The sequence below is a fragment of the Bradyrhizobium barranii subsp. barranii genome (genome assembly GCF_017565645.3).
GTDB classification, from domain to species: domain Bacteria; phylum Pseudomonadota; class Alphaproteobacteria; order Rhizobiales; family Xanthobacteraceae; genus Bradyrhizobium; species Bradyrhizobium barranii.
On sequence record NZ_CP086136.1, the window covers coordinates 1034694 to 1046434 of the forward strand.

The window sequence follows — 11741 nt, forward strand, 5'->3', positions numbered from 1 at the left end:
ATGGCGGCGCCGCCACGCGCACGCGATCCGCAATCGGTGCTGTTCGCCTGCGCGATGAACAGCGTGCGCTCGCCGATGGCCGAGAGCCTGCTCCGGCACATGTTTCCGCAGGGCCTCTACGTGAAGTCGGCCGGCGCCAGGAAAGGCGAGCTCGATCCCTTCGTGGTCGCCGTGATGGACGAACTGGGGCAGGACATCTCCGCCCACAAGCCGCAGACCTTCGAGGAGCTGGAGGACTGGGAGGGGCTCAATTTCGACCTCATCATCACGCTCTCGCCCGAAGCGCACCACAAGGCGCTGGAGCTGACCCGCACGCTCGCCGCCGACGTCGAATACTGGCCGACGCAGGATCCCACCACCATCGAAGGCAGCCGCGACCAGAAGCTCGCCGCCTACCGCGATGTCTGCGACCAGCTCCTGATGCGCATCCGCAGGCGTTTTGCGAAGGTCGGCGCGGCGAGCGGTTAGCCGTAACACCGGCGTCACAGACCAAGGGCACACGCATGTTGGACGCCTCGAATCAGTAAAGTCCGGGTTCCCGGGTTGTGAAATCAGCCCCCTTCCGATAGGTTCCGCGCGCAATTCACCCCCTGCTTCATCCCCCAATCACCTGATGCTCGGCCGCCCCAAATTCGTACTTGCCTCCGGTTCGCCGCGGCGCCTGTCGCTGCTCAACCAGGCCGGCATCGAGCCGGACGCGCTCCGGCCGGCCGACGTCGACGAGACGCCGAAGCGGGGCGAGCTGCCGCGCGCCTGCGCCAACCGTCTCGCAAGGGCCAAGGCCGATGCGGCGCTGAAATCGGTGCAGCTCGACGACGAGCTGCGCGGCGCCTTCATCCTCTCAGCCGACACGGTTGTGGCGGTCGGCCGCCGCATCCTGCCCAAGGCCAACCTCGTGGACGAGGCCGCGCAGTGCCTGCGGCTGCTGTCGGGCCGCAACCACCGCGTCTACACGGCGATCTGCCTGGTGACGCCGCGCGAGGCCTTCCGCCAGCGCCTGGTCGAGACCCGCGTCCGCTTCAAGCGCCTCTCCGAGGACGACATCCAGGCCTATATCGGCTCCGGCGAATGGCGCGGCAAAGCCGGCGGTTACGCCGTGCAGGGCATCGCCGGCTCCTTCGTGGTCAAGATGGTCGGGTCCTACAGCAACGTCGTCGGCCTGCCGCTCTACGAGACCACGACGCTGCTCGGCGGCGAAGGTTTTCCGATCCGCTTCGGCTGGCTCAACGCCACGGCCATCTAGCGCGCCGACAAAAATCTCGAAAACAACCCCATGCACAGTAGAATGGCTCCGCCGGACCCGGCCCGCGACGCCTGCGCGACCGCCCGAGGAACCGATTTGCCGACAGGCTCTTGAACGCCTTCACCCCGAGTAAGCTGCCGACATCATGGACGACCACGTCAAAAAGCCCGCCGGCCCGCTCAAAACCTGCCCGATCTGCGGCAAGCCGCAGTCGGAAGCCACCCGCCCGTTCTGCTCCTCGCGCTGCCGCGACGTCGACCTGAACCGCTGGCTGAAAGGCTCCTACGTCATCCCCGGCCGCGACGACGAGGCGGATGGCGAAGAATAGTTACTAATATCAATTGCTTAATCCGATGGTCGACGCACCGCGCGCCAGCCGCAGCAAGCCCGCCCCATCTTGTGCACAGCCGGGCCGCGCCCGGCGAAGCCTCTTGGCGAAGCCGGGTGGACATGCCGCTTCTAGCCCACTATAAACCGCCCGCTCGATGGGCCTTGGCCCCTCTTTGGAGCACGCCCAGGTAGCTCAGTTGGTAGAGCATGCGACTGAAAATCGCAGTGTCGGTGGTTCGATTCCGCCCCTGGGCACCATGATTTCAAGGGGTTACCTCCCTTGATAGGCGTCTGGTTAGACACTTTCCTTGGCTAGTTAGACACTTACGTTCGCGTTTTGCTCCCCAAGGGGTCCAGCCGACCGACCACCTCCCGCATTTTTTCGGAGGTATTCGCTGACTGAGAGTAGTGGATCGCCATCGCGAGCGTCTTCTGACCAAGCCAACGTCGCACCGTGTCGATGTCGTAGCCTGCTTCAATGAGAAGCGTGCCGACTGTGTGACGAAGGCCGTGAAAGGTGAGACCGGGGCCAATCTTTCCTGCCTTCTTGAGGGCAGCCATGGCCTTGATGAAACTCGAATTGAAACCGCTCTCGGTCCATGGCGTGGCGTTCCTCGTCGCCGCGATGGTGATCGCATTGTGTTGCGGCGATGCAGCGAGGACCTGAGCCAGGTCTGGGTGAATTGGAATCGATAGCTCCTGGCCGGTCTTACTTGTTCTGCGCCAAATTCTGCCGTCACGAATCGCGCTCTTCTTGAGCTCCAATACGTCACCTTTTCGAAGACCGGTGAACATCGCCAGTGCGACAGGTACTTTCAATTGGTATGGCAGTTCGGTCAGGACAGTTCTGCATTCCTCGATGGTCCAAGGTCTGTTGGCTGCAGGAGCGCTCCGCGACCGTCTCACCCGCTTCACGCCCTTCACTGGATTATCGCGAACGATCCCGTGCTCCTTACCGTGCTCACATGCAACGGACACGACTGCCATTACATAGTTTGCCTGCCTGCGACCGTGTCTCTCTGCTATCCGATCTCGCAGCCCAGCGATGAATTGCGGTGACAGTTCAGCAAGGGGCATCTCATCGAGTGGCTTGAGCAAATCCATCATCCGCAAATAGCCTTGCTTCGTCGACGAAGCGAGGTCGGTATACGCTGCAGATTTTCTGTAGAAGGAGAAAAGCTTTCCAAGCGTTCCAGGTAGAGGCTCGAGTTTTTTAAGCCTTCCTTCCACCCCGGCCAACTCCGCGACGAACTCAGCAGTGCCGAATTCGGACTTGAGCCTCGTGCCTGACTTCCGGTGGTAAGCGTACCAGCGTCCTTTCACGCGATATCGTTTTAGGCCCTTAACCCTGAGTACGGTCATTGTTACGATCCAATTCGGCTAGCCAATCCACTTTTGCGGGCTGTCCCTTTCCGAGATCGTCGATCCATTCGTCCAATATCTGTCGGTCGTATCGTTGAAGCTTCGGCCCCGGACCGAGGGCAATAGGTCTAACTGGGCTGAGATTCCGGAAACTCGGAACACTAATGCCGCAATACAGAGCTGCTTCACCAAGCGTTAGAAGGCGGGGACCAATGCGACGCTCTTTCCGTTGCATATTAGAAGCATCCTGGCGGCTGGGTCGGGTGCGCTGCAATCATGATCTCGGTAGGGCGGAAAACGGTAGTTCTTTCCTTGCTGCTCGCAGTCCACATTGACGCGTTCGAAATAGAAGGCAGGCAGGCATTAACACTGAATCTGGCAGTGACCCCTTCATTCGCGTAGCGATGTGCTGTACCTTGTTCATTCATCTGTCATTCAACTGTGATTTGACTAGAGGCGCTGCCTAGCCGCTGCCGCTGGATCTGACTCAGGTCCAACAGCAACGTCTCGCAGCCGTGTTCTGAGCACGTGCGCCATGGCTAATAATGCGATCAACGGTCCTGACGAAATGAATAAACTGACGGAAGCGTCAATCGCGAATCGCGCTGCTGACCCGGCAGTGGACGAAGTTGTTACTCTTCGCGAGGCGGCCATCCAGTTGGGTATGCGCGTACCTCCCAAGAAGAAGCGAGAGAAGATTGCGGACGCCGAATTGCTGAAACTACTAAGGGCTGAGAAGGTGCACGCAGGATTTCACGCGCCCGGGGTCGGCCCGGTTTGGGTGCCGATTCCCAGCAAATATTGGCTTAAGATATCGGGTGCGACTTTCAGGAAGATTCGAGTCGGACAATCGAACCGGCTAAAGGGTGAGTACAAGGTCCGTCTTAGACCATTCGCCACTGAGTATGCTGCAGCTCGTCGTGGAACTGATAAGCAGCCGCCTTCGGCCGAGCACCTCTTCTGCGACCTCCTTGAGCATGAGAGCGATTTTTTCGAGGTGATGCTGCCAATAAGTGAGTGGGAGGATTATAAGCGGAGCTTGCCGGAGATGCTCACAGACTTCGTTCAGGACGATGGGAGTGGGGGCAAGAGCGGCAGGAATAAACTTGAATCATGGAAGGACGTCAATGCTCTCTTGGCCGCCTATTTATTGAAGCGGGAGATAAGGTCGTCGGAGGACGAGAGTTGCGAGTCGATAGCGCGTAATGTCCTCGACATCGCTAGACGCATACCCGGCAAGCTTCGTCTTCCAGCGATTGCTACTGTGTTTCGGCATGGAATAAGGACCCCGTATTCGGGGTAATCGGCATCCAATCGGGACCCCGGGACAAGGGTCCACAGTGGCTTCCATCAAGTCATGGAAGCCGAGGTTGGGATGCTGGTGGTGGAGACGATTGCGAAGATCCGTCGCGCTTATTTTGTTCATGGTCAGCCGATCAAGGCGATCTGCCGGGAGCTTGGCGTATCGCGCAAGGTGGTCCGCAAGGTCATCCGCTCGGAGGCGACGGAGTTCCGGTACGAGCGAGAGACGCAGCCGCTTCCGAAGATGGGCCCGTGGAGTGCCGAGCTTGACCGGTTGCTGGCGGCGAACGAGAGCAAGACGACGCGCGAACGGCTGACGCTGATTCGCTTGTTCGAAGAGCTTCGCGGCCTCGGATATGCCGGCGGCTACGACGCGGTTCGTCGCTATGCGCGGCGGTGGAGCCGAGAGCGTGGCGCCTCGACGACCTCAGCTTATGTGCCGTTGAGCTTTGCGCCCGGCGAAGCCTACCAGTTTGATTGGAGCCACGAAGTCGTCCTGTTGAGCGGAACCACGGTGGTCGTGAAGGCGGCGCATGTCCGGCTTTGCCACAGTCGGATGCTGTTTGTTCGGGCCTATCCGCGCGAGACGCAGGAGATGGTGTTTGACGCCCACGACCGGGCGTTCGCACTGTTCAAGGGGACTTGCCGGCGCGGCATCTACGACAACATGAAGACGGCGGTGGAGACGATCTTTGTCGGCAAAGGCCGCCTCTACAATCAGCGCTTCCTGCAGATGTGTAGCCATTATCTGGTCGATCCGGTTGCCTGCACGCCAGCGTCGGGCTGGGAGAAGGGACAGGTCGAGAACCAGGTCGGGTTGGTCCGCGAACGCTTTTTCACCCCGCGACTGCGCTTCAAGACATTGGACGAGCTGAACGCCTGGTTGCTCGATAAATGTATCGCCTACGCCAAGGCGCATCGGCATCCAGAGTTCGCCGACCGGACTGTCTGGGAGATCTTCGAGGCCGAGCGACCCAATCTCGTGCCTTATGCAGGTCGGTTCGATGGCTTCCATGCCGTCCCGGCCTCGGTCTCCAAGACCTGCCTGGTGCGCTTCGACAACAACAAGTACTCGGTTGCGGCAAGCGCGGTCGGGCGGCCCATTGAGGTCCAGGCTTATGCGGACCGCATCGTGATCCGCCAGGACGGCCGGGTCGTTGCCGAACATCCGCGATCATTCGGTCGCGGCGAGACGGTCTACGACCCTTGGCACTATGTGCCCGTGCTTGTGCGCAAGCCCGGTGCCTTGCGTAATGGCGCTCCCTTCAAGGACTGGGTGCTGCCCGCAGCGATTGAGCGTGTACGGCGCAAACTCGCCGGTGCCGACGATGGCAATCGACAGATGGTCGATATCCTCAATGCGGTGCTGACAGACGGATTGCCCGCGGTGGAAGCCGCCTGCGCCGAGGCGGTCGCTCATGGCGTTCATTCCGCCGATGTCGTGCTCAACATCCTGGCTCGTCAACGTGAACCTGCCCCACCGGCCAACATCATGACGCCGGCCGCCTTGACGCTTCGCCATGCGCCGATCGCCGATTGTGCCCGCTACGACAACCTCCGGAGGACAAACTGATGGAACGAACCCAAATCTTCGATCTCATGGGCGAGCTTAAGCTCTACGGCATGAAGGCCGCCTTCGACGAGATCATGGCGACCGCCGTCAAACGCCAGCACGAACCCCAGCGCATCGTCGGCGATCTGCTCTCCGCCGAGATCAACGAGAAGCAGGCCCGCTCGATCAAATACCAGCTCACCATCGCCAAGTTGCCGCTTGCAAAGGACATCGCAGACTTCCAGTTCGACGCCACGCCGATCAACCAGACGCTTGTCAATGATCTCGCCGGCGGCGGCTTCATCGCCCAGCAACGCAACGTCGTCCTGGTCGGTGGAACGGGCACCGGCAAGACCCATCTGGCCATCGCTATCGCGCGAAGCTGCATCCGATCCGGCGCCCGTGGCCGCTTCTATAACGTGGTCGACCTCGTCAACCGCCTCGAGACCGAGACCCGCAACGGGCGACAGGGCCGGCTTGCCGAGCACCTAACCCGCATGGACTTCATTGTCCTGGACGAGCTCGGATATTTGCCCTTTGCCCAGTCCGGCGGTCAGCTTCTCTTCCACCTCGTCAGCCGGCTTTATGAGCGCGCCTCCGTCCTCGTCACCACCAATCTGGCATTCGGCGAGTGGCCGAGCGTGTTCGGCGATGCCAAGATGACGACCGCGCTGCTCGACCGGCTGACTCATCACTGCGACATCGTCGAGACCGGTAACGACAGCTGGCGCTTTAAAAGCCGCGACGACGATCAAACAACCCGCGCTCGCGCCGTCTCCGCAACCCCGGCCAGCTCCGACGCCGCGAGCGCTACCATCAAGACTCGCCGATCAAAGGGGTCCCCTTTGGACGCCGATCGGGGGTCCCAGTCCAACGCCGATTGACAACGTGGCAGCGCAAGCAGAAAGCCGTCGCGGAGCTGGAAGACTGGCGCTCTCGCGTTACTACGATCCTGCGCTGGCGGCGTTGTGGATGCGCAGTTCGCGCCCCGAACTCGGCGGAAAATTGCCCTCGGACTTCACTTGCGACGATGCAACGCGCGACCGGTGCGCGAGCTACCTGCCAAAGAAACGATCACGACGCTGAGCTCGCGTCACTTCTTGTTCATGGCCTGCGTGAGGAGCCGGTTGAGATCGCCATGACTTCCCCAATTGTTCTTTGCGGTCAGCCGCTCCGCTTTCGGCCATTTTCGCAACGAAAAGTAAATTGCACTCTGCATATAGGACGAAGAGGCGGTATAGACCCCGAGCAGCGTATGGCGCCGCGAGTGATCTCCGAACCGACCAACGAAGATCGCAGCGACAGCTCTCAATGTCTCGTGCCGAGAGGCATCTTGCAGTATATCCAGCGCAATCTTGACAGACGCGTCCTTATGCTTCTCCGCCTGCGATAGCGCCGCTAAGATCCACATTTTTTGCCAGTCTGACAACTCGATGTCGACAAGCAACGCGAGTAACGCATCCAGAACGCTTGGGGACCGTAGGAACTTGGCGACGTACGATGCATAGATCTGAGCCATCGACGGCCGCTTCTTGAACGACTCAATGACGTGTTGCAGCGCGTAGTCAGATTCCGCTTTGGTGAACAAGGGCAGACAGAAACGCTCGATGTTTTCTTCCTGACCCAGGTACTTTCCGATCGAATTGAACAACAGCTTTGTTGCCTTCAAATCGAGGTCGTCTTCGTCGTCATCCTCAGTCTCGTCATCATCATCGTCCTCATCGTCACCGTATTCCATTCGGACTGAAACCCGTAGTCCGCGTCAAAGTCTTCATCATTCATTTGGTCTCTGATCTCGTCGACGGCATCGTCGAACAAGGCCTGGAGATCGGGTTCTTCGGTGTGAAGCTGCCGTTTCGGGATAATCATGCATTTCGCCTCGTTCAAAACGAGATCGTAGTAGCGCAGCTTGGGAATCAGCTGGCCGAGCAGTCTGTCGGCAGCTTCCACGGAGTCGAGGAAGATGTAGATGTCGTCGACATATCGCGCAGCCCTCACTCCGTACTCCTTGAGGAAGCGATCGATCGGCTCCATGTAGAAATTTCCAAACAAGTCCGACGGGAACATGCCTTGAAGGATTCCCCGAGAGCTTCGCTGGCTCGTATAGCTGGTCAAAACCGCTTCAAGGCGGCCGGATAGCTCACCGACATATCCAGAGTCGTTCAACACGTTGATCAAAGTATGCAGGTTCATCGAACCAAAATAGTTCGCGACGTCGATCTTCAGGATGTATTTGACCTCGTCCGCCTTTGAATGATCGAGCAGCGCGGTTTGCAAGGCATTCCAGCAGGTTCGGGTGGGGATGAACATCGACACGCTGTCTGGACGTGCCAACTGATGGCTAAAGGATCGCGAGTGATCGGTTTTCTCAGCCACGATGGGCGCTGCCTGATCAGCCAGAGCCTGATACAGGAGTCGATCGTGCGGGAGCAGGATGCTTCCGGGGCGAGAGAAGCTTGGACCCAATCGTTCAGGCTTTACGGCAACGCGAATCCGGAAGGACTTCGGAACCTCAATGGTTATCGGAACCCCCGGACTGTACTTCCCACTCGCCAAGGCACTTTGAACCTCCTGGATCAGTTCCTCTCCAGCCTTGGCGTAAATGAAGCCAATGTGAGGAGCGTATATAAAGTCCGAGCGGAGATCGTGGCTGACCCGCGCGAGGGCGAGCTTCCAGTTGATCTTGGACATCACGGCGCCGTCCAAGCCGAAAGGTATCTTCAGTTCCGCCACCGCATTTTCCTCGCATCTTCCGCGCGTGGATCGATCATAAAGGTCCGAAGCTTGGAATCATAACCGCGCGGGCTATGCTCAATCTCAGCTATGGTCGCCTCTGCGAAGCATTTGTCCGTTCCCCGCGCTGCTTCAGGGCTCCCGGGGCGGCTCACGTACCTCGCTTTGACCGCGAGGGTTGGGAGAACGGAGCGACCCTCTTCTATGAAACCCATGGAAGCAGCTTAATTTCATGAGGCTCCAACTGAGCCGTCACGACTGGCAACTTCCTGCACGAACTCGTATAGCGCTGCAATCTCGTGCGGCTCGCAGTATCGTTCGCTGGTCTCGCTCTTGCCGCCGTGTCCGAGCAGATCGGCACGATCCTCCTCCACCACGGACTTTTTCTTGAGCTGCGCGCCGAACAGGTGACGCACTGCGTGGGACCCAAGCCCCTCCTCCGTCACGCCAGCGGACGTCTCATCAGGTCGAGCCGGGACCGGTGGCCAGAGTCTTGCGATGACTGAACTGCAAACCTTGCGCCACGTCAGCGTGCGGCTGCATGACGCCCGGTGCGGCGGCCCACGGCACCAGGCTGCAGCACGCGGCAGCTCGCGGCAATTGCTACCTTCCAAGTAACGGGGGAGTTGGGCGCCTGATCTTCACAGGGTTGAAGTCCTCGCTCCAACGCCGGACACCATAAAACGCGATATTGGCGCCCTTCAATTTGTGGTCATAGAGCCACTGCCAGTAGAATGGTTCATCGCTAGGGACGATCGCGATCACTTGTTCGCAGTAGGCGGCCAGACCAACCACAGTCGTCAAAAAGGCAGATTCCCGACTGGAATATTCAGCAGGATCCGTGTAGGGCCCAAAAATCAGCACGGCCGTCAAACGTTCGGGGTCGCTCTCTCTGGCGAACAGAATGTCCGCAGGCGCACGACGATGCTGGCGATCGTCGACCTGCTTGAAATCAGGATCGAGCTGAGAAGCAACCCAGCTCTGCACCTGCGCGCCGAGCTTATGTGCATACTGTTTTCCAAAAACCTGGCTCGTGCTGCTTGCGCGAGCCTTCTTCTCCTGCTCCCGCAATTTTTCGACCGACCATCGGCCCCCACCGATCACGCGCGCCGCCTTTATCGCTTTCACAGGATCGTAGCGGTGCCACCGGACAATCAGTTCGACCGCGGCAACGGGTACTGCACGCAGTTGTCTCACGTATTCGACGTAATCTTCGTCTGTGTCGTCCTCGATGCGCTCGATGTTTTCGAGAGCGCGGATCCAACTTCGAACGGTCTGATCCTTGGGCAGCGAATCGCCTAGGTGAAAGCCCGGCTCACCACCGAGGGCTCTGATCACCGCCTTCTCGATGTCCTTATCGGGCAGCGATCGCAATTCACGACGCACGAGATCGGCCGCCGTGGCCCAATCCGTAATCCCTGGACGTCCAGGCTTCGGCGCGCCGGGACTGTGGTCGCTTCTCCTGCGCCTGCTCTTCAAACCAACCAATCCTTCGGTATTAAAATACCAACAACAGAAGCGACTCGACCCAAGTGTATACAAGAAGATCGAATCTTTTCTTGGCGGTCTCCTCCTAATGCTCGCGCGATGGGCACCAAATCACGCGAGACCATTTACGGTGGGTCGGTCCGGGCAGCGGCAGAACGGGCGACCGAAGCGCGGAAGGAGGCCGACCGGCTCGCCGTTGCGGCGTGGAACGCGCGCATGCTCGGTTTCCAGGGGCCCGCGCAACCGTCGCCCACGCTCGGCGATGCGCTTAATGCCGGTTACCGCTACCTCGAAGTGCGCTGCCTTGGCTGCGACACGCACCAGACCGTCGCCCTTGGACATCGTGCGGCGACCGAAGGCGACGCCGGTTCATGAACTGGAGCGCTACATGCGGTGCAAGGACTGCTCGGAGGTGCGCGGCTAAAGGAACCCGAACCGACGTGATATATCGACGGTCGTAACACAAAGGATGTCCTGAGCGTTCGAAGCTTTTTGTCCGTCGTCAGATAATTTGAGACTGGTCAGGCTTTTTGAGAAGGGAGGCTCTGGTTCATCAGGGTTAGAGTTTAAGCGACCTGCAGTTGATGCTGCAAGCGGCGGTTCGCGATGGTGTCGCGCTTGATGCGGTTTCGTTCTGCGAGGATCGCCTCAGCCCTGCCGAAGTAGACATCGGCTGGCGTGAGGTTGTCGATGCTCTCATGATAGCGGACGTGATTATAGTGTTCGACGAAGGCTCCTACTTGACGCTCGACTCGATCTTTCCCTGGGTCTGAGGATGGTACGGAGCGCCGCGCACATGCTGCATGCCCTTCTGGTCGAGCCACTCGGCCAGATCATCCGCCACGTAACTCGAACCATTGTCGCTGAGAAGCCTTGGCCAGTGCGCGACGGCGCCGTCGTCTTGTCCTCGAACTCGTTCGCGGCCTCGATCACCACATAGGCCGGGCTGGTGATGAGGTCATGCGCCTTCAGCAGCCGATAGACCGACGCCTCGGATACAAAGTACTTTCGTTCGTCGGTGAACCGCACGGCCAGCTCGCGTGGCGACAGCTCAGGTAACTCCAGCGCCAGGTCGATGATCTGGCCCCGCACATCGTCCGGGATGCGGTTCCAGACCCGGTCTGGTCGAGACCGATGATCGGCCAGCGCCTCAACGCCTCCCTCGCGGTAGCGATCATACCAGCGATAGAATGTGGCGCGCGGGATCCCGAGCTTGTCCAGTGTGCGCTTGGCCGGAAGGTGCGATTGCTCGACCAAATGGATGATCTCGGCCTTCTCTGAGGCGGGATACCTCATGCCTCGTCCTCCCCATCTCCGTTCATACTTGTTTGAACAGACGGTTCTCCAGGGGCAGATCGGCGACGGCCTCCTTCAAGGCGGCGGCCTCCCGGCGGAGGTCCTTCACCTCGCCGGAGGTCGTAGCTCGTGCCGTGTCGCCGGCCAGGCGGCGCTTGCCGGCCTCGAGAACTCCTTGGACCAGCCGTAGTACACATCGAGGCGGCAATGCCTTCTCGGCGACAAAGCTCGGAGATGTTCTCCTCGCCGCGCAATCCTTCCAGCACGATGCGGATCTTCTCTTCCGCCGAATACTGCCGGCGGTTCTGGCGCCGAATGTCCTTTCGCACTTGGTCTGCCGACGCTTTGCCCGGTCCGGATTTCTGTTTCATCTTCGCTGCTGGTGGCTACGATGAACCAGAAATCCTTCCAGGGCTGCGTCCTTACGGACACGCG

The 11741-nt window shown here is 59.7% G+C and carries 10 protein-coding genes, 1 tRNA gene and 3 pseudogenes; 8 read left to right on the forward strand and 6 right to left on the reverse strand.

The window, feature by feature from the left end; all coding sequences use genetic code 11:
- The 4 genes from J4G43_RS05090 to J4G43_RS05105 all read left to right on the forward strand — a co-directional run bounded on the left by J4G43_RS05090 (position 1) and on the right by J4G43_RS05105 (position 1831).
- Positions 1-468, forward strand: a complete 468-nt coding sequence (locus tag J4G43_RS05090; RefSeq protein WP_208084200.1) for an arsenate-mycothiol transferase ArsC — start codon at positions 1-3, stop codon at positions 466-468.
- 145 nt (positions 469-613) lie between these two features.
- Entirely contained in the window at positions 614-1243 is a 630-nt protein-coding gene (locus tag J4G43_RS05095) for a Maf-like protein (RefSeq protein WP_028151428.1), read from the forward strand.
- Between the two features lie 145 nt (positions 1244-1388).
- Positions 1389-1571, forward strand: a complete 183-nt coding sequence (yacG, locus tag J4G43_RS05100) for a DNA gyrase inhibitor YacG (protein ID WP_028151429.1) — start codon at positions 1389-1391, stop codon at positions 1569-1571.
- Positions 1572-1755: 184 nt separating this feature from the next.
- Positions 1756-1831, forward strand: a tRNA-Phe gene (locus J4G43_RS05105).
- Between the two features lie 66 nt (positions 1832-1897).
- Here the strand turns inward: J4G43_RS05105 and J4G43_RS05110 are convergent.
- The gene (locus tag J4G43_RS05110; RefSeq protein WP_028151430.1) at positions 1898-2935 is read right to left on the reverse strand and encodes a tyrosine-type recombinase/integrase; all 1038 of its coding nucleotides are present in this window, start codon (positions 2933-2935) and stop codon (positions 1898-1900) included.
- A 535-nt stretch (positions 2936-3470) separates the two neighbouring features.
- Between J4G43_RS05110 and J4G43_RS05115 the strand changes: the two genes are divergently transcribed.
- The 3 genes and pseudogenes from J4G43_RS05115 (at position 3471) to istB (ending at position 6673) form a co-directional block, all read left to right on the forward strand.
- Complete coding sequence (locus tag J4G43_RS05115) at positions 3471-4238, forward strand: hypothetical protein (protein ID WP_208084201.1); 768 nt, start codon at positions 3471-3473, stop codon at positions 4236-4238.
- A gap of 72 nt (positions 4239-4310) precedes the next feature.
- Positions 4311-5850 (forward strand): annotated as a pseudogene (gene istA, locus J4G43_RS05120) (IS21 family transposase).
- Positions 5810-6673, forward strand: coding sequence for an IS21-like element helper ATPase IstB (gene istB / locus J4G43_RS05125; protein WP_208083951.1), 864 nt, complete (start codon positions 5810-5812; stop codon positions 6671-6673). The pseudogene istA and the gene istB overlap by 41 nt, the downstream one beginning before the upstream one ends.
- Positions 6674-6882: 209 nt before the next feature.
- Here the strand turns inward: istB and J4G43_RS05130 are convergent, their stop codons facing one another.
- The 4 genes from J4G43_RS05130 to J4G43_RS05145 form a co-directional block, all read right to left on the reverse strand.
- On the reverse strand, positions 6883-7527 hold the full coding sequence (locus J4G43_RS05130) for a hypothetical protein (RefSeq protein ID WP_208084202.1): 645 nt from the start codon (positions 7525-7527) through the stop codon (positions 6883-6885).
- Complete coding sequence (locus J4G43_RS05135; protein ID WP_208084203.1) at positions 7455-8522, reverse strand: RNA-directed DNA polymerase; 1068 nt, start codon at positions 8520-8522, stop codon at positions 7455-7457. Before J4G43_RS05135 ends, J4G43_RS05130 begins: the two co-directional genes overlap by 73 nt.
- A 230-nt stretch (positions 8523-8752) precedes the next feature.
- On the reverse strand, positions 8753-8938 hold the full coding sequence (locus J4G43_RS05140) for a hypothetical protein (RefSeq protein ID WP_208084204.1): 186 nt from the start codon (positions 8936-8938) through the stop codon (positions 8753-8755).
- 187 nt (positions 8939-9125) lie between these two features.
- On the reverse strand, positions 9126-9908 hold the full coding sequence (locus J4G43_RS05145) for a hypothetical protein (RefSeq protein WP_208084205.1): 783 nt from the start codon (positions 9906-9908) through the stop codon (positions 9126-9128).
- 201 nt (positions 9909-10109) lie between these two features.
- On the opposite strand from J4G43_RS05145, the pseudogene J4G43_RS05150 reads away from it, so the two are divergent.
- Positions 10110-10431 (forward strand): annotated as a pseudogene (locus J4G43_RS05150) (hypothetical protein); the annotation flags it as partial.
- A gap of 145 nt (positions 10432-10576) precedes the next feature.
- Here the strand turns inward: J4G43_RS05150 and J4G43_RS05155 are convergent.
- A pseudogene (locus tag J4G43_RS05155) lies at positions 10577-11677 on the reverse strand (transposase).
- Positions 11678-11741 lie beyond the last annotated feature (64 nt).